The sequence below is a fragment of the Parabacteroides sp. FAFU027 genome, from assembly GCF_022808675.1.
Lineage (GTDB): Bacteria > Bacteroidota > Bacteroidia > Bacteroidales > UBA7332 > CAXXIC01.
In genome coordinates, this window is record NZ_JAKZKV010000005.1 from 224,051 (window position 1) to 247,406 (window position 23,356).

The window sequence follows — 23,356 nt, forward strand, 5'->3', positions numbered from 1 at the left end:
CCACTACTATGTTAATTAGATTTCTTCTCATTTTTTGAGCTGTAAGTATTTCCCACACTCCTGTTGTGGTTTTGCAAAGGAAGTTATTTTGGGCTTACGATGTTATTTAACACCATTTATTTTTACATTTGTTAACTATACAAGAAGCATTAGGTTACTCTGCGGGTGTCGCATCCCGATAACCATCTCTTAACCGCGATAATATTCGTTTAGAATCAGCGGTTAAAAACCGCTGCACCCATTAGAGACTACTATAAATGGCAAAACATCAGGCATGTGGAGTTCAGATTTTCGCACTTCAATATGGTTTGACTATTCATTTCACTGGTCATAACTATTATAAAACGGCTTAAAAGGTTTCGCCAGATTAGTGGATGAACCAAATAGTTTATGCAGAACATCAGGCCAATTGGCATTGAGTGGCACAATAGAAAAGCGACCGGATATTTCCTGCAATTTTTCCACATTTACTTTCGTTTCCGGCATGCTTCCTTTGTTGAATCGTCCTGAAACATAAGCATTGTAGCTGACGATAATACCCTCAGCAGTATTCTCCACGGCAATATTGCTTTTATTTGCCACGAGAGCAATGCCTTTGCCCTGCGCATCGGAAAGAATGGCAATATCCACATCCTCCCGGTTTCCCTGGTAATTCAGGTCTGCACTGTTCAGGTGGTAAAGGCCGAATTCGTCTAGTCTGTCTTTTCCGGGATAAGCAGGGTAAGGCCCTTTGCCAGCCCAACGAAATTCAGTAAACGATGCCGGCATCAGGAATGAAAGTCCCGCCTCGAGTGCAATGCCTTTTGCCTGATTGGGCACAAAACGGTATTCTACATCAATACGACCACTGTCAGAAACTGAATAGATTACCTTGCCGGAAATAAACTGACCTTTGCCGTTTTGTCGCTCGTAGGTATAATTCACTACCATCTTTTTAGCTGTAATACTTTCGACTTTCACCTGTGGACGGGTCAGTAAATGAGGCGTCCAGACCGGATTACTTTCAGCACTGTTTTTCTCTGTCATCAAAGGGTCGTCAATGTTTGCTGTTTTTTTTTCCGCCGGTTTGCTAGTGGTTGCCAGTTCAGACATGGTGGTTTTGCGTCCCATGCGGGCATAAGGGCCATTCGCAATTAAATTTGAACCGGATAGGTCAGTCAGCTTTATCATTCCCGTTTGAGGATTCAATCCCAGTTTGAAATCTCCGCCAGTGATGGTATTGGCCTTCAAAACCGGTTTCTGAGCTTTGGATGCCTGCTTTTGACGCAAACCGGTTGTATGATTTTTGACCTGCAACGGATAGACTTTTTCATAAAAAGTATAATTCTGCTTGTCGCTAAACTGCACTTTCAGGTAGTAATAGTTTGCGTCTACCTTTTCCGGAAGATTGACATTTATCGTCAGGTTCATTGTGTCATGGGGAGCACAATCCAGAGCGCTTTTTCCGGACTCCAACGCCGTAGTATCTGCATAAAGTGCCCATTTGCACCGAGTTTGCGAAAGATTGGTAAAGTCGTATCGGTTGTTCACTTTGAGATTGACCGTCTGTTTTCCGCCAGAAACAAGTAGAGTATCATCCATCGCTTTCACAGGCGTGTACACCTTGCGCAATTGCCAGTAATCCACCTGAGGAACACGATTGGCATAAACTAAACCATCAGCCCCCTGATTGCCGCAATTGTCATACACAGTAACTGAATCTTGCCAAACGGAGGTGGTAAAAGTACCTGGAATGGTCTTTTCCTTCGACTTACGCAAAATGCCCTGGTCAAAGAAATGCCATACGGAACCACCAGCCAGCTTCGGATTGGCATACATGATTTCCCACAGAGCCTCTACACGGTCAAAGTCAAGACCCAACGCATGGGCATACTCGGTTATAATCATCGGGCGGTCAAACTTGTTGGAATATTCACGCAACACAGCCGGAACGGTGTAATGAGGTGACAAAATATCGACAGAAGCAGGGATAGTTTCGTATATTTTCCGGAAGTAGGAACCAATCTGCGGATAACAATGCGGACGAGTCGGGTCGAGCTGTTTTACATACTCTCCCACTTCAATACACATCGGTGTCAACGGATTTTCATTCCCCACACTCCACACGATGACTGAGGGATGATTTTTATCCCGCCAGATAGTTGATTTCGCCCGTTCCTTTAGGATTGTCAAATAGGATTTATCATTCAAATGATTATCGCCGAAACCGAATGGAACTTCTTCCATCACATAGAATCCAAGAGAGTCACACAGCTCAATAAAATGAGAGTGCGGAGGATAATGGGAAGTACGGATATAATTGATATTTGCTTCCCGAATCAGCTTTAAATCCTGAAGCATTTCAGCTTCGGTAACGGAACGACCATTAACCGGCGACAGGTCGTGATGGTTCACCCCACGTAGTTTGATGGGCTTGCCATTCAGTTTGAGAATGCCATTATCCCAGGTAATTTCTCGAATACCGACCTTTTCATTGTATCGCTGGATTTCTTTTCCTTTATCTTTCAGAAAAACAGAAAGTTTATACAGATTCGGTGTTTCGGCTGTCCACAGACGGGGAGCATCAATTTTTATATTTTGGAAAAATGAAGCTGTATCGGACGCAGCGTTTAAATTGCTTCGTGTAAGCGAAAACGCCCTCACCACCTTACCTTCAGGGTCAGTCAGTGTAGCGGTAACTGTTGCCGTAGAGGAGAATTTACCACCTGATACTTTCTCAATCAGAGCCGAAACCGAAAGCGTTGCATCGGTTTTACCTACTTTGGTTCTCACCACCAAATCTTTGATATGGGTAGTTGGTAAACTAAACAAAGTCACATCACGAATAATTCCGGATAACGACCAGCAATCGTTTGTATCAAACTCCCATCCTTTTGAGCGTGTGGTCACCCGAACTGCCAGCACATTCGCTTTTCTGGGCGTAACGAATGAGGATATGTCAAAGGTTTGCCGGTTAAAGGAACTATTGAAGCTTCCGGCGTATTTCCCGTTTACCCAAAACTGATAACCATACTGCACTCCGTCAAAAGCAATATAAATGGGCTCTCCTTTCCAATCGGCAGGCACATTAAACTCAGTACGATATAACCCGGCTCCCTCCTTCAGCTCTTTACCATAAAAAGGTTCAGCAAATCCCTGCAATTCCCAGTGACCGGGTGTTCTTATATCAGCCCAACGGGACACATCTGTTTGGGTATCAAAAAATGCGGTATCCTTCCCTATATGCGATGAAGGGAAATATTTGAATTTCCAGATACCATTCAACGATATTTGTTTCCCCAAACCTCTTGATGGCATTAACACCTGCGACATTACGCTGCCGCTACTGAGTAATGTCAGAAGCAGACAAATACCGGTAATAATCTTTTTCAATTTCATACGTATTTTCTTTTTGATAATTTTCCGATTCTATTCACAACTCCGTAGCCGTTATACCGCGACTTGTTATAAAATCATTTACTCATTACGTCATACACATTTCTCGCTTTGGTATCGAAACGGCAAACATACTGAACAGCCTGTCCGAGTTTCACTTTCCGGGTTATAGTTTTCACACCTTTGACTACAACCGGTACATTAGTACGTAATATGCAGGTTCCGCCAATTGAGGAACGGATAACTGCCGAGGTCAGGTTACCTTTCGACCACTTGATGTCAGTTTCAAATCCGCCTCTGGCACGCAAGCCTTTCACATAACCATCCGACCACTTCGAAGGCAATGCCGGTAACAATTGGATTTCGCCCAAGTGGCTTTGAACAAACATCTCGGCAATACCGGCTATCGACCCGAAGTTTCCGTCAATCTGGAAGGGCGGATGCGAATCAAAAAGATTGTTCAGCGTGGATTGTTTCAGCAACTCCTGATACATTTTATAAGCATGGTCACCGTCAAGCAGACGCTCCCAGAAATTAATCTTCCAGGCTTTACTCCAACCGGTACCTCCATCACCACGAATTTCGAGGGTTTTGCGGCATGCATTTGCAAACTTCATGTCAAGAAGCGGTGATATTTCACGTCCGGGATGTAACCCAAACAGGTGTGAAACATGGCGATGCTGTGAGTCCACGTCCTGATAATCACCGTACCATTCTTGCAGATTGCCCCATTTCCCAATCTGAAGCGGATGCATCTTAGCTCTCTTTTCGATCAGCATTTTACGATAGGCGTCATCAATACCCAGGGTTTGAGAGGCTTCAATCAGGTTGGTAAATAAGTCGCGGATAATCTCCATATCCATAGTAGAAGCTATGGTTACCGACGTCTTCTTTCCATCGGGTAAGTAATAGTCATTCTCGGGAGAAGTGGATGGAGCTGTTACTAACTCACCCTTGTATTCTGTCAACCAGTCGAGACAAAAATCGGCAGCACCTTTCATCAGTGGGTAAGCCGTTTCTTTCAGGAATATTGTATCGCCTGAATAGCGATAATGTTCGTATAAATGCTGACACAACCACGGACTTCCCAATGCCCAGTTGGCATATTTCGGATCACCCGATACGGGATTGGCCATGGCCCAGATATCAGAGTTGTGATGCACGGTCCATCCGTTGCAATTGTAATAGCTTTTGGCTACAGCCTTACCCGTTACAGCATAACGTTTAATCTGATCGATCAACGGAGAAGCCATTTCAGACATATTCAGAATTTCAGCAGGCCAGTAATTCATTTGCAGATTGATATTGGTAGTGAAATTACTGCCCCACGAAGGACGGATATTACCATTCCAAATACCCTGAAGATTAGCCGGAAGTCCTCCAGGACGACTTGAACTGATCAGTAGATAACGTCCGAAATTGAAGTACAACATTTCGAGCGAAGGATCATTGGCTTCTTTTTTATAGTTCGCCAAGCGTTCATCGGTTGGCTGATCGTTTACCGGATTGGTCGTGAGTGAAAGTTCCACCCGATTATAAAACCGCTGAAAATCGGCCAGGTGAGCGGTTAATAACTGAGTATAGGATTTACCCAGGGCTTTATCAAGATAAGCACAAGCTATTGCTTCCTCATCTTTGCCTTCTGATACCGGAAATTTATCATAGCCACTAAAACTGGTGGCACCCGATACCAACACAATTGCCTCGGTGGCACCAGTGATATTAAGGAGACTATCCGTCGATACTTTACCATCTGTCGCCAATACTTTGGCACGAAACTGGTATCGCATCCCCTTTTGCCCCAAACTGTCCTCGTATATAATAGGCAGTGGTGCCCGGCGGGTATCAGAAGAAATCCGGGCTTTCCCTTTCAGTACTATTTCATTCTTAGTGGTAAATTCCTTTTGATATTTCAGCTCATGGCGAACATTCATACTGACATTCAACATCCCTTTTTTATCAGCAGTCAGACGTAACACAATTACCTGATCGGGAGCAGATGAAAAGATCTCGCGTGTGTAGGTGGTTCCGTTTGCCGTGAAACGGGTAGTTGCCACAGCACGTGTAAGATCCAGATCGCGATAAAGATTGACTGGTTCTCCATCAAATTTCTGCCAGATGACCAAATCACCAAGCGGCTGGTACATCTGGCAGTTATTACCCTGCATCTTTCGCATATTTTTTGCTGCTTCATCGTAATTGCCAGCAAAAAGAGCTGCCCTCACTTTCGGAAGGTAAGACGGAGCATCTGTTTTGGCATTCAAATCAACGGGGCCACCAGTCCAGAGGGTTTGTTCGTTTAGTTGGATGGTTTCTTCGGCAGCACGGCCAAAGACCATAGCTCCCAGGCGGCCGTTTCCGATAGGCAAAGCCTCTTCCCATATTTTAGCCGGACGATTATACCAAAGGGTTGATGCGTTTTTAGGTTGAGAAAAAACTGATAATATAGAAATTATCATCAGCACCACAACCGTTATAAGTTTGTGTTTCATAAAACAATATATCTAAGATATGTATGCGAATAAGTTATTAATCATCAATGGAATAATTAACAAGAAGGTGTTTCTCAATGAATATTCCCGAAGGAAGCTTTTTCCGTAGTTCGTGGCTGAGACAGAGGAACAATAATAGTTGATGGTCCCAAATCGGGCGATTGCCACTGACGCAAAACCCATACAACTTTTTTGTCCGGAGTTACTTCAATTGCTTGCACCGGTTGATTGTTCATATCCACCTGGCCGTTTCCGTTCCACTGATTAAACCAGTTACTGATAATGGTATTTCCATTGCTTAAACGAACGGAAGTTTGTGGCGAAGTAACGCTGCAACCGTCCTCTTTGGAAAGGCTTAATGCATATTCCCAGATAACATTCTTTTGGCGGTCAATTTCACGAACAACGGTTTTGCTGGTTACCAGAAAATGTCCGTTCGGCAACTCTTCAGCTGACCAGAGACCCGGAATATCCATCTTAAACAACTGGATTCCATCAGAATCGTATTCGCAAAGGCGTCCCATATCCATGTGAGCAACCAAAATGGTTCCCGCTTTGGTAAGGCGGGCGTGGCGGAAATGGCCATGAATCTTGTTGGGATTACCCACTTGCATAATCAGCTCCTTCTCCACCGTGTTTGTTTTCTTATTCATCACAATGAGTTTGGCCGGGTTTCCGTTTTGCAAAAACAACACCCTGTTCTTCCGAATCGGAACAGCCGTGTGGGTTTCAGTACCTGTAGGTGCATCGTAGTTCCAGACCACTTTCTTTTGTGGGGTGATTTCGGTTATGCCAAACTGGTGAGCAAAAAGAATATTGCCGTTTGACAACATTACCGCATCACTGATTTCACCATCTGCGGGATGAGTGTAGGACCATCCAATTTTGCCATTTCTGACAATATACATATTTTGTTTCCTGGCTTCACCCGCGTAAAAGAAATCGAGATGAGATAACTCATTACCCGGTATTAGTTCAGGGGAAACACGTTTCATGCGGATGCTATCTGTAGTATTATTCACAGTCAACTCTCTGTTTTGAGCATGGACGAATGATAAAACTGACAGGGAGAAAATGAGAGATAATATACGAATCTGAGTTTTCATCATGGATATTTAGAATGTTGATTATTAATAACTTTATTCCGGAAACAACTATCACAGCTTGTCCGGCGGGTGGTTATTTATTCTTCCCAGCTATAAAATGGAGGAATTCAATCCCTTTTCCTTTCTTCGGATTCAGGTTGCGCGAATATCGCATGGTGCTGTCGTTGTCCCAATGCTCAAAAGCACCCAGGCTCTGCACCGGCTTTCCACCCTGCATGTATTTCGTACCCGAAGGAGCGTTTTGCGGAGTTGCCATTTCGCGCAGAAAATCATCAGCATTTTCCCGAACCAGAATTCGGGGGACATTATGGTATGATGTTTCGTAGTTATTCTTGCTTTGTGCGTACATAATATCCAATCCAACAGACTGAATCGCTACCCCGTCAAATGAAGCCAATGCACACGATGGCCATTCGGGATTTTCGTAAGGTTCTACTTTATTGTTAAAAGGATAATTAGGGAAATGCGAAGGATAACAGCGCCACTTACGACCACAGTACAATCCATCGAGCACGTACAGAATGGTTTTGCCACCCAAATTAGGCGAAGCAGCCAAATCCACCAGTGGTGAATAAGCGTTTTTCACCCCTTCTTTTTTTGTATTCAGGATGGAGTGAAGCTCCGAAGTTCCTTTGATGGAGCCGGCATGGTTTTTACCCGTCATTGTGAGTGCCGTTTGCCCTTCGTCACCGTCTTCCATATAATTGTAAGGATAGGAATGTAGTTTAAGAATTGCCAGATTAATCAGGTAAGTTGCCTCTTTTATCTGACGGGGCATCAATTTAGCCTTGTTGAATTTTCCGGCAGAATAGGTAATACCTTCCACCCAGTCAGCAGCTTCCAGACCGGTGTAATCACCATAAGCCGGATTGACAGGCTGTTTTGAGTCGGGAGCATTTTCCTGCATGAAACGAACATCTTTGAATTCATTCCAAATCTCGGTCAGCATGTATGGATAAATTTGCCGGCGGGCATCATATACAATAATATTCTTTTGCGACACTCCTGCCTGATTGACCAACTGACGAACCATCGCCAACACCATTTGCGGAGTAGCATCAGTCTGGTTGTCCTGCTTATCTACACTACTGTTATTCAGGTTAATTTTCACGGCCACCACTTCGCCCGACTGATAACCGCGATTTTTCAATCCACGAACCGATTGATTGTAGTATTCAAAAATCTTTTTCCAGGAAGACTTGTCGTTTTTTGCACCGGTGAGTTTCTGAATGGTTGACGACAACATCCGAGAGACGCGCTCCTTATCGGTGTTTTTATCCAGCCACCATTGGTCGTTCTTCTCTTTCCAGTTACCGGCCCAATGAGCGGCTTTCGGGTCGCGCACCATCACCACACGACCGGGGAAAATTCCTTTTGCTTCACCTATTGGCTGATTGGAAGCACCCGGTTTCCAGTCGAAACCTACAGCCGGAGCGTACTCCTTAGTCGGAGTTAACGCAAATGAATCAACAATATTAGAAGGGAAAATAGTTAACCACGCAATCAGCAAGACCATTGTTGCTATTGAGCAGCTGATGACCACCCATTGCTTATGCGAAAATTTTCGACCTAAATGTTTCAGGCCAAACAGACTGGACACCACTCCGGTGAGCCAGATAACAAATGCGCTGGCCAAAGGAAAAGCGGCCCGCTGACAAGGATAGCTTGCGCGGCTGGGTTTTGGTATGACCCGGATGAGAAACCAGGCTAAAGCGACTGCTCCTAAAGTGATCATGATAATCTTTTGGATCACCTTACTATTCATAAAATCACGAATGCGTAGAAGTAATTTCATCTGTTAAACATTTAATTGATTGTATCGGATTTTGGGTAAAGTATGCCTGTGTTATATAAATTGGCTGCTGATCTTAATGAATGGACTCCTGAGCCAATATTTATATACAAATTAAGGACACAAACCTGTGCACGCATTTGACAGAATGTGACAAATGCTTGACATAATGTAAATACACAATAAAATGATACAATATTACATGTCTGGTTATGGGGTATTTATGCCAGGCTATGAATATATTGTACAGACAACGGTTTTTCTAGCAATAAAAAGTGCGCTAATCAGACGCTATGACTAACGATATAGCTTGTTGGTGACTCGCCAAACTGCCGGGTAAAACTTCGGGTAAAACTAGAGACTTCACTATACCCCACCATATCGGATACTTCAGAAACATTATATGTTCCTGACAAAAGGAATTCAGCAGCTTTACTGAGTCGCACAGTCAGAACAAATTCCTGAGCGGTTTTATCCGTAAGAGATTTTATTTTTCGGTTAAGCTGAATCCGGCTCATACTCATCATTGAGGCAAGCTCTTCCACATCAAACGATATCCGGCTCATATTATCATGAATATGATTAACCAGTTCTTCGAGAAACTGTTTGTCTACCTGATTAACTCCGATTACACGGGTATTGTATCCGGTATTCTTGTCAAAAAGTTGTCTCAGCTTTTGCCTTGACTCTATCAGGTTCCTGATGCGGGCAATTAAGATTGCCGAGTTAAATGGTTTGGTGATATAATCATCTGCACCTGTCTCAAAACTGCTTATTCTCAATTGTTCCGAATAGCGGGCTGTCAATAGAACAACCGGAATATGGCTGGTCTTAATCTCCGTTTTAAGTCTGGCACACAATTCAATTCCATCCATCTCCGGCATCATCATGTCACTAACGACCAAATCAGGAATCAACTCAAGCGTAAGTTCATACCCTCTCACTCCATTTACCGCATCATGCACATTAAAATGCTCACTCAGCACTGTCCTGAGATATTCCCGCACTTCGGAGTTATCTTCCACAATCACTATTACCGGTTTAGCATTGTCAACAATATTCTCATCTGAATTATCCTCTGACAAGGTAACAGACTGAACCGTGGACAATTCTAGATTTTGCTGCTCTCTTTTCACTTCAGTTAACCGGAGGGTATTAGCTGATATAGGAAGGGTAATATGAAACGAAGTCCCCTGCCCTACAATACTCTCTACACGAATTGAACCGTTATGCATTTCTACGAGTTCCTTAACGAGTGAGAGCCCTATACCGGTTCCATATTTTTGTTCGCTGCTATCAGCCTGATAAAACGGATTAAATATCTTATCCATATCGGAAGGGGCAATCCCCTGTCCGGAATCCTGTACGGAGATTTGGACAAACTGATTGTCCGTTGAATAAGCTACTTTCAACAAAACACTTCCCTTATCCGGAGTAAATTTAAAAGCATTGGAGAGCAAATTCAGAACTATCTTATCCAGCATATCGGCATCAGCCTCTAACTCAATCAGATTTCCATCCGAAATCAAATGCAAATCAATACCGCGCTCATTGGCCTGTAATTCAAACAGACTAATCAGATTACGAATTCTTTCATTCAGGTCAAAACGGGAATATTGCAGTTTCATCTCTCCCGATTCTACCTTTTTCAAATCTAATAGTTGATTTACCAGAGATAACAAGCGCTTTGCATTTTCATAAATCAATTCATGAAAATAGCGGGTTGATGAGGTAAAACTCTCTTTCTCGGCCACCAGCTTCTTTACCGGATCCAGAATCAGAGTTAAAGGTGTTCGCAGTTCATGGGAGATATTGGTAAAAAACTTCGATTTCAGAACCTCCAGCTCCCTTGCCTTATCTGCATTTAACCGCTCTATCTGAATCTGATGTTTCAACTTCTCCCGACTTACCAACATACGATGTAACAGATAAAAAATTCCCGATACAATCAGCAAATAGAAAAGATAGGCCCACCAGGTCTGCCACCAGGGCGGTAACACGATTATCTGCAAGGTCGTGGACGATTGTTGCCAGATTCCATTGGAATTTGCAGCTTTTACTTCAAACAGGTATTTGCCCGCCGGAAGGTTGGTATATAACGCTTTCCGGTTGTTTGCATCTGCATTCTTCCACTCTTTGTCAAATCCAGTCAGCCGATACGCGTAACTATTATTTCGGACATTCGTAAAATGCAATGCTGCAAATTCCAACTCTACATTACGTTCACTCCATTTTAACATAACCGATTTTGACAGGTAAACGGGTTGAGGCAATACTACATGTCCATGAATAGACTGGCCTACTGCAACTGATTTCCCGGCAATCAGTAAATCGGTTATTACAGCATTTGGGGGACAAAGATTATCTTTTACAGAATCAGGGAAAAAGGTGATAATTCCGAAATTCCCACCGAAGAAACATTCTCCTGTTTTAGGATTTCTAAAGTAAGCATCTTCCGACAACTCATTCCTGAAAAGGTCGTCCTGAGAGGAATAATCACTGGTTCGGAATGTTTTGTAATTCATGCGGGTCAGGCCGTACGGATGACTTATCCATAGGTTGCCATGACCATCATTGAGAATTCCGGTGATTACGCCACTGGATATAAATCGCTTATCAGGAAAATGAATAAAGCGTCCTGTTTGGGGGTCAAAACGATTCAGTCCCCGACCTGTACCTATCCACAAAAAGCCATCATTATCCTTGCAGAGACAATACACCCGGTCATCCGTTATAGAGTTTTCACTTTGAGGATTGTAATGATAGGAAATGAAAGAGAGTTTCTCCCTGCCTTTATCTATTGAACGCCTCATCAGAAAGAGTCCATGCCCTTCGGTTCCTACCCATAGACAGCTGTTTCCCTCCCGAAGTAATGACCGTATATAATTAAATCTTGAGGCTTTGAGTTGTGGATACGATATAAACTTATCCTTCCCCCTATCGTATCTTGCGACACCGGCCATCCAGGTACCTATCCATAAATTACCCCGGTTGTCTTCTTCTATCGCATAAATCCAGTTGGTAGCACTTCGTCTGTCCATGGCCGGATAATGTTTGAATCCGTTACCAGCGGTATTCAATCGCTCCAGTCCTCCCTTTGTTCCAATCCACAATTCGCCTTTAGCATCTTTATAGATTTTCCGAATCTCATTCTGGATTATCGTATTGCTATTCTGTGGGTCATGCCTGAATATTGTGAAATCACGGTCACCTTTACGCACCCTGACCAGTCCGCTTTTTCGGGTTCCCAACCAAAGATTCCCGTTTTCTTCCTGGAAAACAGCCCGAATTGTCGTTTCAGGTAACTTCCCGGGAAAGCTTCCCTTATTAAAATATGATTTAAAACCGGGCTGGTTTACATCAGCATAACAGACCCCGCCGGCATTGGTAGCGAGCCACAAGGTATTGCGGGAATCCAGAAAAAGCTCCCCCACCATGGCATCTTTAAGTCCATAATCACTATTCTGGTCAAAACGATATATAATATGCTCTTGTGTCTTCTTGTTTATCTGAATCAGACCATTTACATCGACTCTCCATTGAAATTCGCTGTTTTCTGCCGTTCCTGAAGAGTTATCCGGTTTATCAAGAAATGCTTTGATATAATCCGGTACAGACGTTTTCTGATACGGAGTAAAATCATCCGAGAGATAGTTATATCGGCAAAAACGGCTATCAGAAGAAAAAGAGCTCCAGATATTACCTTGCCGGTCCCTGATTATTTTTTTTGGCCGGTTATTGACGGGTGACTTTGAATTTCCGGGAATGGCAGAATATATTTTCACTTTATATCCATCAAACCGGCAAAGTCCGTCGATAGTTGCAATCCAGATAAATCCGTATTTATCTTCAGTAATGGAGCAGGCTGAATTCCGGGGTAATCCGTTTTCGGTCGATAAATAATGGAAACGAAGCCTTCTGACTTCTCCGGACATTTGTGTTATAAATAAAATAAGAAGGAGGAAATACGAAAGAATTTTTTTCATGGACGAAGCGGAATATGAATTCGGGGAATAGGCCTGATAGTAATACCCGAATTCTTTTAAATATGAATCTTCACACAAAGATACACTGTTCTTCTATTTTGCATGATAATCCAGTCAAGTAAAAAGGGATATCACAAAATAGCAATATCTCTGTCTCAGAATCATTACTATTTTTCTTTCAGTTAATCTTCTACGTTTAGCTATAGAAAAAGAGATAAGATTCACAGTACTAAAAGATGCGATATCACACACAATTTGTGCGTTATCGCATCTTTTGTATGGGTAATCACACCGAAAGTAAAGAATAGATTCACCCTCTACCCGGAAAACAGAACTTATTTCATCAGTATCTGAAAACAATATCTTGTTAGCCTGAATTTGGTCAAAAGCATGCAGATATAAAATCCTGCTATCAGGATTTTGTTCAAATGCAAATGACTGCAAAAACCTGATAGTAAGATTTTGACTTTATGTAAATGGTTGCAAAAACCTGATAGCAGGATTTTGATTTAATGTGTTCGGTTGTTAAATCCTGGTATCAGGATTTTGATAAAGTGCTCCGAAATATAAAATTCTGGTATCAGGATAAGCGAAAATGGGTCAAAATACAAAATCCTGCTATCAGGATAATCATAAACATGACAAATATCATAATCCGGTATACAGGATAACCTCTCGTTGAGCATAATCTAGCGTTGAGGTAGTTGAGCGAAGACTCTGTCTTCGTTCGAACTAGAAGCCAGCCTCCCAACTGGCAACAATAGCCGTATCATTTCACTGGGTTAAAACCCATGTGTTACAATAAATGAATGTGCGCTGCTCTTGTTCTGATGGCTTTGCCTGATTTCAACTGAAGAAAGCCTCAGCAATCGTTTAAACTATTGTTTGACAAATTTCCAGACCTAAACCTTGAACGCTACTTTTTTCAAATTAGCCCATGTTTCACGAATAATGTTACAATTAGCATCAATTAAAGCTTTTGCAAAATTTTATTTCAGACTGGTAGGGTAAAAGTTTTGCGAAAAGTTTTGTGTTGACCACATCAAGCTTAGTGAAAAGCAAATACAATATTGCTACAGTTTTAGTTATTGATTGTCATGTATTTAAGGACACCAAATAGCAAATAATTTGTAGCACACAAATCTGAATTCAGGAACATTCAAAGTATTGAAAAGCAAGTAATTCAGACCGACCAACTGCCAATTTGGTTAAATAGCCATCCAAATTTTGGGGCTTGAAATAATTCATCTAATTTTGCCGAATTTGAAAAAACTGATAAAAACCACCCTACAGAAAAGAGGAATTAGATTTCAATATGAAGACAGTAAATGAGATTGCCACAATAAAAATGATGAATGGTAACGAAGCAGTTGCCAGAGGAGCCTATGAAGCAGGAGTGAAAGTTGCTGCCGGATTCCCGGGAACACCCTCCACAGAGGTAATGGATTATACCCATCAAAATTACTCTGAGATTTATTGTGAATGGTCCACAAATGAGAAAGTAGGTTTAGAAGTCGCCATTGGAGCTTCATTTGCAGGTTATCGAAGCTTCGCAGTAATGAAAACTGTGGGTTTGCATGTGGCGGCTGATGCCCTGGGTGGAGCTGCAGGCAGTCAGATTAACGGTGGCTTGGTATTGGTAGTTGGTGATGATGTTGGTCGAATTGCAGGTGATGATTACAATGATGTTCGTCATTATGGGAATATGTTTAATATCCCGGTATTAGAGCCAAGCGACAGTCAGGAAGCCAAAGACTTAATGGTTAGGGCATTCGAGATTAGCGAAGAATACTCAACCCCGGTCATACTTAAAATAACATCGGTGATATGCAAAACAACCAGTAAAGTTGTCATTGATGAAGAATATACTTACAAAGTTAAAAGCAGAGAAAAATATCCGGTAAGCTTCAGCAAAGTTATCATGACCACCATGATGATGAATGCAAAAGGCTCAGAGCATCCGAAGTTAACCAAATGCTTTCACGATTTTCCGGCTCAGATGAAGCGCCTGGCTCAGGACAGCAATGACTTCGATATGAACAAGCTGGAGTTGAATGGCAAAAAGATCGGGGTAATTACTGCAGGCACTCCTTATTTTTACACAAAAGAAGTTTTACCCGAAGCCTCTATTTTAAAAGTGGGTATGGTTATGCCACTTCCGGAAAAGCTGATTCGCAAATTGGCCGAACATGTAGAGGAACTCTATGTGATTGAAGACGGACATGATATTATTGAAAAGAACGTCAAGGATTTAGGCGTTTCAGTAATCGGGAAAGAATTATTTCCGAAGTTCCCGGTAATGACGCGTTTTACTCCCGATATTATCGAGGAAAAACTCATTCCGGATGCACCAAAAAGAATTACCATGGAAGGTGTACCTTTCAGGCTACCGGTTAGTTGTGCAGGCTGTTCTCACCTTTTCATCTCACAAATTCTAAGAAAACATAAAATAAAAGGGGCTGCCGATGTTACTTGCGGTTTGATTGGCTGCTTCCCTCACATGGAGTCTTATCAACTGCAAAAATGTATGGGTTCGAGCATCGCGCTGGCTCATGGTTACAATGTGGCGAAAGATCACAAAGAAAAATTTGTGGCCATGATAGGCGATGGCGGTTTTTGGGCAACCGGAATCAATGGCCTGATGAACCTGATTTTCAATGACAGTCAGTCAACAACGATTATTGTTGACAATAGCTGTTTGGCTATGACCGGTGGTCAGCATGTGGCTTCCAGTGAGTTTGGGTTTAATTATAAACCGGAAAACAAACTTGAAATTGCCAAAGTATGCGAAGCCGTTGGTGTAAAAGATATTGTTACCGTAGATGCATACGAATTTGACGAGCTGGAAAAAGCTATATTAAATGCAGTCAATGCCGACACTAATTCTGTTGTCATTGTAAAAAAACCGTGTGTAACTAAATTTAAGCTCCCTAAAGATACTCCTTATTTTATCGATCAGGAAAAATGTACTAAATGTCGTAAATGTATCAATGTCGGATGTTTAGCGATAGAGAGTAAAAAAGCGAAGGATGGCTCGGTAGAAATAGTGATTAACGAAGACCTTTGTGTGGGCTGTGGACTTTGTACAACAGCTTGTAAGTTTGACGCAATAAAACGATAACAAATGCAAGATACAGGAAAAAATATTATCATAGCAGGTGTAGGAGGACAAGGTATTCTGCTTTTCAGTAACCTCTTAAGCAAGTATTATATGAAACTTGGTTATGAGTTGAAAATATCTGACGTAATTGGATTAGGACAACGTGGCGGTGGTGTCGAAAGTCATTTTCGGTATTCAAACAAGCCGGTATTATCGCCCTTTATCAAGGCAGGTGATGTAGATTATCTTATATCTTTTGAGCAAACTGAAACACTCCGGTATTTGCATTGCCTGAAAGAAGACGGTACTATTTTCTCAAGCACTTTTGAGTTATCCACTTCCAGCGTAAACACCCGCCTGGAAAAAGATATGCCTGAATCTAAAACTGAGCTAATAAAAAAATCTGGAAAGAAGACATTTATTATTGATCCCGAAGAGAATAAAAGTCCGGATTTTGATATCAGCAAAATGATGAATATTGTTATGCTTGCCATCTACGCTGAAAGTAGAGGCTATTCACATGATGAGATGATTCAGATCGTGAAGGATAGTGTTCCTGCAAAGTTTGTTGAAGGAAATATAAAAGCATACGAAAAGGGAATTTCGATTGCCCGCACTAAACTGGCAGAAATTAATCAGTAATTATTAAACCCATGGAATTACCCGAAGGCGTAGTATTACTCGATAGCTTAGGTGATTTACAATACAGTAATACATGTCCGATTCTTGTGTGCGCATCGCATTGCGGTGATAACGGGGCTTTTGCCCGAAAAGTAAAAGACTGTCAGGTAAAAGCTGTTTTTCTCAACAATGCTGGCATAGGCAAAAATCAGGCTGGTATCAGCGGTCTCCTACATTATGAGGCTAAGCATGTTCTGGCCTGTGCCGTTGACCACAATAGCGCTGAGATTGGTGTTGCCCGCGATACCTGGGAGAGCGGAATCATAAGCCACACCAATAGCAGGGCTGAAGCAGCGGGAATACAAATCGGTGATTCTGTACAAGATGCCGTTGCCAAAATAATTAATATTTTCAAGCATACGTTGTCTACTCCGGAAAGTAAGAATTCTGAATCTCTTATTTCGAATAAGGAGAAGGATGCCGGCAGCAAAGAAGATATAAAAAAACAAACCCAAACCCAGGTTGACGGAGTAATCGTCACCGTGGCCGATAGCATTACTTTTTTAAATGAAAATAATGCCGGGGATATTGTTGTGTGTGGATCGCATGGCGGAGTAAGTGCCGGACATTATGCGCAAAAACGTCACGTTAAAGCCGTGTTTTTTAATGATGCCGGAATCGGCAAAAATAATGCAGGTATAAAAAGTCTCGCATCTCTAAGTGAGGCCGGAATCCTTGCATGCACGGTAGACTGCATGAGTGCAGAGATTTTTAACGGGCAGGACATACTTGAAAATGGTATTATCAGTGTTTGCAACCAACTTGCAAAAGCCAGAAACATCAAAGAAAAGATGACTGTCAAAGAGGCCCTTAAATATATTTAGAAATGGATAAGACCAGTGTACCCAATATCGAAAATGATTATCTGAAAGATTATGTTTATCTGATCACAGATAGTTTGAGAAAGTTAGCAAATATCGAGATAGTTGACTTTTCCCTGAGTATAGAAGAACAGGCAAAACAGGCATTCAGTTCCGGCTATGTCCTTTTAGCTCATAATGGGTCAAATGACCCGATATTTAACTATGCGAATCAAACTGCGCTTAACCTTTTTGAAATGTCATGGGAAGAGATTACTAATATGCCTTCCAAATATTCTGCTGAAAGTGACCAGAGAGATAAAAGGGAAAAGTTTTTAGCTGATGTTGAAGAGAAAGGATTTTCCAAAGATTATTCGGGTATCAGAATATCTAAATCAGGTAGGAGATTTGAAATTAAAAACGTAATTCTCTGGAATGTATATGATTCGGAAAATAACAGAATTGGTCAAGCTGCGCTATTTGATGAATATGACTATTTATAAACATCCGCTGATCATTAAAAGATACCCTGCACAATAGAAATATCGTGCTTCCCGAAAAGAGTGAAACAACATCTGCTTCTTATCTTTATCGGATAAAAAAACGCCAAGACGCAAAGTGTCTATTTCTAAATCACTTTGCACCTTGGCGTCTTTGCGTTTAATATGGGGCTTCTATTGCCCGATGTACTTCTTCAAATCCCGTATTGCAATCCCCTGAATATTATGCTCGTGCATATATTTGAGATATTCTTCGAATAGTTCGGGTGGGGTGGAGTAATCCGGATGTTGAAGGTCTGGTACTCCATGAATAGTCAGCACCAGAAAATCTCCGGGTTTTAAGCCACTAAGGGCATTCATCACACGCTCCTTTTGCTTCTCCGAATTGCTCATGGTGTGGCTCGGCACCTGCAACAGGCTATCCTGCATCGGGATGTAAGTACGGCTACCACCTGCACGACCATACAGGTAGCCCAGCCCTTTGAGACGGACTTGAGCCAATGAATCAGAACGATTTCCCGGATAAGCAAAAGACAAGGGACGGGGAATATCGTACTCTTTGCATTTTGCTTCAATGATATTGACTTCATTTTGCAACTCTTCACGTGTCAGTGTCGTAACATTCTTATGATGGGCGGTGTGGTTACCTATCTCGAATCCCATGCGGTTGAGCTCGCTGATTTGCGGCCAGGTCATATAAAAAGCGGTATCCTGAGGTCTTTTCTGAGCTACGTCACAGACAAAGAAGGTTCCTCCGAAATGATACTTCTTCAACAACGGAGCAACGATGGTATAATGACTTCTGACCGCATCGTCAAAAGTTAGCACCACCACGGGCCGATGCACGGTTTCGTTTTTCTTCTTTGCCTGAATTGACAAGACTACAAACATCATTAGCAAGCTGATGACAATACTCTTTCTCATCGTCCTTTATTATTTGGTCATAAACTTACAGACATATTCCCGGGCAAAACGTTTCCCCATTTCCCGCTGACCAGCTGAATTAAAATGCAGAAAGTCGCCTCGGTGTTGAAAATCAGCTGTAGTGATGACCGAAGTTAAACGGTCAGATGCTGAATACAACCGGGTCTGTTCATTCATCTGAGCAAATAACACAGGCGTTTTAGAGTAACTTCCGAGCTCACCCATCAATATCGGTAGTGAATCATTACCGATAGCATTTCTAAACATACCAAACAGCGTTTTGAGGTTTTCCTGCCTTTGCTGAATACCTTCCGGTTTGGCATCCGTCTCCCCCTGATGCCACAAGATGGCTTTGATGGTACCGTATCGTTTTCCCAACTCTACTTTCTCTTTGAAATTAGTAAACAACTGGATATCCCGGTGAGTGGAGTTCTTGATCCATTGATTAATAGAACTTCCGCCAACCGCTGTCTGAAGAATAAGAACAGATACATCATTAGGTATTGAGTTCAGCAACTCTTTCCCAAATGCCAGTCCGCAGCCGGTTCCCTGCATTTTGATCTCGTAGAAATTAAGCGGTTCTCTGGCCGGAACGATTTCTCCTTTATCATTCATACTCAAAACACGTGGAGTCGTGACGGTATCCTGTGCTTCCACGTTCCCCCGACCCGCCATGTTGGACTGCCCTGCAAGGATAAATACCCATACTTTGGAAGGATTTTCTTTCAGTCTGTTTTCCAATGTGCTATTTTGTGCGCTTCCCGTTACAATCAACGCGAAGAAACTAATCAATAGAAAAACTGGTCTCATATTTGTCATTTTACAAGAAAGGACAAACACTTAGGGGCAAATGCGCAATCCATTGTGTTTGTCCTTATCATAGGGTTACTATTTATTCCACTTTCTCAAAAAACTCTGCTTCAATGATTCGAAGCTGTCCTTTGGTATTGATATTTTTCGGCTCTTTGAATCCGTCCAATTCTTTATTTCCGTTCAGCTCAACCATATTCTGGAAAGCATCTTTCTCTGTGCCAGTACCGGTTAGTCGCACTGTTACGCTTTTTCCTACAGTAGGTTTCACGGCAAGTGTTACATATCCGAGTCCGGGCTCTGTATTGCCTTTCCAAACCTCTTTCCCATCGACCAAAATCTCGATAGGATAACTGCGCGAACGCCATCCGGAGAACTTAAAGCATACTTCAGAAATCTCTGCCTTACGCCCCAACTGATAGGTAACCCATCCGGTAGATATTTTGCCATCATTGGTCCATTCTGACATTTCGTTATCGTCATAGCTGTTTTTCACCTTATCGGCATTAGCTCCGGCTGTCGCAGAAACGATATCTACCGTTTTGCGGGAAACTTTGAAAGAGGGTGTAGATGGCGTTTCTCCGCGTGAAAGATAAGATGGCAAACCATCTCCCGGTAAATCTGTACTTAAACCATCAACTATCTTTTCAGGTGTTGTTTCAAATGATATCATAGCCGATTGCAGTCCTTCAGCTGAAGCTGTCAGGGTAACTTTGCCGGCTTCTGTGGTTGAACGGATTAACGCGCGATTAACGCCACACTCAGCCGGAAGCGTTTTAGACAAAATATAGTTGTCCGGTCCCTGGGCAATACCGCCACGCCATTCGGCAGGACCATCCAGTTTGAAGTTTACCGGAGTTTGGACTGTAGGACAACGCTGGCCATTTGCATCCACTACTTCTACCTGGGCTAGTACCATATCGGCACCATCGGCCTTTACCGGAAGAGGTGATTTAATCAGCGTGAGTTTCAAGGCAGCCGGGGCTCCCGCAGTGTTTTTTGTATCGGAAGAAACCTCTTTCCAGCTACCCCCAACCCCCTGAAGGGGGCTTTCGTTACTACGGTCTTTGGGCTTTAAGTCCCCTTTAGGTGATTTAGGGGTAAATTCATAACTTACAGCCTTCAAAGTCCCCGGTTGATATGCCACATTCTTAAACGTGTGCAGGAAATGATAACTGCGTTCACCGAAACCGAGCGACTTACCGTTCAGGAAAAGCTCTACCTTTTCGGATGGAGATACCACATATACATCTTTCACGGTATTATCAGCGTAATTCCAGTGGCCAACGATATATGTACGTGGGTGTTCGATATCCACCCAACCGTCCCACATTACCTGGTGTGCGAAGAAGGCATCTTTGGGGATACGCATAGCATCAACCTCCCCGCTCCGACGGTAATTCTCTTCTCCCCGACAATGGGTATTGGTATCAGAGAACACGATATTGGCTCCCCCTGAGCTTACACGTGTACCGGTTCCGGCACGCATTATGAAATAGTCAAACCAACGTTTGAGTTCCTCAATGGCAAAGGAATCCTGGTTACGGTTATAATCCGGGGCCGGAGCATTCCGGTACAACGGGCCGGCACCATTCTTATGATAAGGCGCTGTCAGTTCGTCCCAGTATTTACGTAAAGCTTCGTCACGGCAATATTCGGTGGCAATCATCGGTTTGCCCGCACTCTTATTAATATAAAGCATTTCACCGCCGTATTCGGCTATTTTTCTGTCCAGCATTTCACGCGAACCGATGGCACGACCACCATTCGGGTCATACTGGTCACGGATGGCTTTCATTTCACCCATGTGGTCTTCGCTGATAGACTCATTTCCACATTCATAGAAAATAACACTCGGATTATTCCGGTTATAGATGATGTTGTCACGCATCAGTTCGGTACGTTGAGACCAACGGCGACCCTCCACATCAGCCTCTGCATCACCGGCAGGCAACATTTGCATAAGCCCTACCCGGTCGCATGATTCGATATCCTGTTTCCAGGCGGTGACGTGCATCCAGCGGAAAAAGTTGGCATTTCCTTCAACTGCCAGACCATTACTGTAATCGCTCAACCAGGCCGGAACAGACATGCCTACAGCCGGCCATTCATTGGAGGTACGCTGAGCGTAACCTTTCATCTGAATGACGCGGTCATTGAGATAAACCATACCGTTTTTGAACTCTGTTTTACGAAAACCGGTGCGGGTTTTCACCACATCTACCGGTTTTCCATTGATTTTCAAAACAGTATAGACATTATACAGATAACCATACCCCCAGCTCCAAAAGTGCAGGTTGCTGACCGGCGAGCTTGCCGAAAGCATTGCAGTTGCTCCCGGTTGCACAGATTGTGTTTTTCCGGTATAACGGGAGATTTCTTTGCCATCCATATCTTCGATGACCACCTCATAGCCGATATTCTGAACAGAAGAGGTCTCATTCTTTACTTCCGATTCAGCGATAATGACAGCTTTCCGACCTTTGATATTAAAGTTTTTAGCATAAACATAGACTCCGCTGGTTTTCAGGAACGAATAGAGCGGCAATGTCTGGTAAACTTTTCCCGAAACATGCAGTTTTACATTTTTGGGAATGCCTCCATAGTTTGCATTGAAGTTGCTGTTGTTCCACTGGAACAGGCTGTTGGTCGAACGCTCCCGGTATTTCCAGCTATTGTCGATACGCAGGGCAATCACATTGTCCTCGCCGAAACGGATTTTATCGGAAATATCAAAGCCGAATGCCATGACGCCGTTTTCATGCAGTCCGACCTTTACGCCATTGACATAAACATCTGCCGCCATACGTACCCCTTCAAATTCGATAAACACCTTTTTACCCTGCTCTGAAGTGGGCAATTTAAAATGTTTGCGATACCAGACTACGGTATCGGTCAGCTGCTCAATGTGCTGGCGAAACGCTTCATCCTCGTTGAAAGCGCGCGGAAGTGTAACCGTTTTCCACTCCTTATCGCCATAAACAGGGGCTTCGGCACCGGAAATATCTCCGATGCGAAGCTTCCAGTCGGAGTTAAAATTGTACGTCTCGCGCAAGGAACCCTCAAACTTTGGAGAAGCATAACAAAATGTACCTCCGACTACTCCTACACATAGTAATAGTAATTTTCTTACTCTGTCTTTCTTGTTGTTTCTCATTTTATTATTATCTGTTTTTCACTTCAGTTCGTTTCTGTTTCAAGAAGGCGGTATCAATACCCAATGCAAAACTAAATCTTATTTGAACGGAGTAAATAAAGAATCGTACAGATATATGCAATTTCTGCCACTGCCCCTGTCAGAGCTGATTCAGGTGATAGAATCTTACCAATTTGTGAATATTTAGACATACTCTTATGCCTACACCATTTACCGATTCCTGCTACTAATCTTAAAAAAATGTCCATCTCAACTGATTGGCAAGACCGGAACATTTATAGTAGAACCATTTTGAAATACCAGACGATTTGGCCATTAATAGTAGTTCCTACCGGGTGCAGTGGTTTTTAACCGCTGATTACAATAGAATATTATCAGCGGTTAAAAACCGCTGCACCCGGTAGCTTAGCTCTCACATCAATTAAACTGCTGATTATATCACTTGAATTGTCTAATCCAGAACTACGTTACTACAAACGGCAAATCCGGCTCAAAACCGATATATAAAATCGTACTTTTATTTGTATTATTCATTCGTGAAAGAGATGACAGGTTAAGGGATCAATCTATCCGGAGCTTCCAAAAGCAGACACAAAAAACTAATATACAACACATTGCATCATACCAGTTCTT

General features: G+C 42.7%; 12 protein-coding genes. 4 read left to right on the forward strand and 8 right to left on the reverse strand.

What is annotated here, in order from left to right; all coding sequences use genetic code 11:
* Window positions 1–321 precede the first annotated feature (321 nt).
* The 5 genes from MLE17_RS09695 to MLE17_RS09715 form a co-directional block, all read right to left on the reverse strand.
* Entirely contained in the window at window positions 322–3,378 is a 3,057-nt protein-coding gene (locus tag MLE17_RS09695) for a glycoside hydrolase family 2 TIM barrel-domain containing protein (RefSeq protein ID WP_243348592.1), read from the reverse strand.
* Window positions 3,379–3,452: 74 nt separating this feature from the next.
* Window positions 3,453–5,867, reverse strand: coding sequence for a glycosyl hydrolase family 95 catalytic domain-containing protein (locus tag MLE17_RS09700; RefSeq protein ID WP_243348593.1), 2,415 nt, complete (start codon window positions 5,865–5,867; stop codon window positions 3,453–3,455).
* Between the two features lie 74 nt (window positions 5,868–5,941).
* Window positions 5,942–6,889 (reverse strand): hypothetical protein, encoded by a 948-nt coding sequence (locus tag MLE17_RS09705; protein WP_243348594.1) that lies wholly within the window; start codon window positions 6,887–6,889, stop codon window positions 5,942–5,944.
* A gap of 157 nt (window positions 6,890–7,046) precedes the next feature.
* Window positions 7,047–8,768: a DUF362 domain-containing protein gene (locus MLE17_RS09710; RefSeq protein ID WP_243348595.1), complete on the reverse strand. Its 1,722-nt coding sequence runs from the start codon at window positions 8,766–8,768 to the stop codon at window positions 7,047–7,049.
* 281 nt (window positions 8,769–9,049) lie between these two features.
* On the reverse strand, window positions 9,050–12,700 hold the full coding sequence (locus MLE17_RS09715; protein ID WP_243348596.1) for a two-component regulator propeller domain-containing protein: 3,651 nt from the start codon (window positions 12,698–12,700) through the stop codon (window positions 9,050–9,052).
* A 1,366-nt stretch (window positions 12,701–14,066) separates the two neighbouring features.
* Here MLE17_RS09715 and MLE17_RS09720 point away from each other — a divergent pair.
* The 4 genes from MLE17_RS09720 to MLE17_RS09735 are packed head-to-tail and all read left to right on the forward strand — an operon-like array spanning window position 14,067 to window position 17,835.
* Entirely contained in the window at window positions 14,067–15,872 is a 1,806-nt protein-coding gene (locus MLE17_RS09720; RefSeq protein ID WP_243348597.1) for an indolepyruvate ferredoxin oxidoreductase subunit alpha, read from the forward strand.
* Between the two features lie 3 nt (window positions 15,873–15,875).
* On the forward strand, window positions 15,876–16,493 hold the full coding sequence (locus MLE17_RS09725) for an indolepyruvate oxidoreductase subunit beta (RefSeq protein ID WP_243348598.1): 618 nt from the start codon (window positions 15,876–15,878) through the stop codon (window positions 16,491–16,493).
* 11 nt (window positions 16,494–16,504) lie between these two features.
* The gene (locus MLE17_RS09730; RefSeq protein WP_243348599.1) at window positions 16,505–17,356 is read left to right on the forward strand and encodes a hypothetical protein; all 852 of its coding nucleotides are present in this window, start codon (window positions 16,505–16,507) and stop codon (window positions 17,354–17,356) included.
* A 2-nt stretch (window positions 17,357–17,358) separates the two neighbouring features.
* Window positions 17,359–17,835 (forward strand): MEKHLA domain-containing protein, encoded by a 477-nt coding sequence (locus MLE17_RS09735; RefSeq protein ID WP_243348600.1) that lies wholly within the window; start codon window positions 17,359–17,361, stop codon window positions 17,833–17,835.
* A 171-nt stretch (window positions 17,836–18,006) separates the two neighbouring features.
* On the opposite strand, the gene MLE17_RS09740 is transcribed toward MLE17_RS09735, so the two are convergent.
* The 3 genes from MLE17_RS09740 to MLE17_RS09750 form a co-directional block, all read right to left on the reverse strand.
* Window positions 18,007–18,756 (reverse strand): polysaccharide deacetylase family protein, encoded by a 750-nt coding sequence (locus MLE17_RS09740; protein ID WP_243348601.1) that lies wholly within the window; start codon window positions 18,754–18,756, stop codon window positions 18,007–18,009.
* Between the two features lie 9 nt (window positions 18,757–18,765).
* The gene (locus MLE17_RS09745; RefSeq protein WP_243348602.1) at window positions 18,766–19,566 is read right to left on the reverse strand and encodes a sialate O-acetylesterase; all 801 of its coding nucleotides are present in this window, start codon (window positions 19,564–19,566) and stop codon (window positions 18,766–18,768) included.
* Window positions 19,567–19,648: 82 nt separating this feature from the next.
* Entirely contained in the window at window positions 19,649–22,723 is a 3,075-nt protein-coding gene (locus MLE17_RS09750) for a glycoside hydrolase family 2 protein (RefSeq protein WP_243348603.1), read from the reverse strand.
* Window positions 22,724–23,356: the final 633 nt, after the last annotated feature.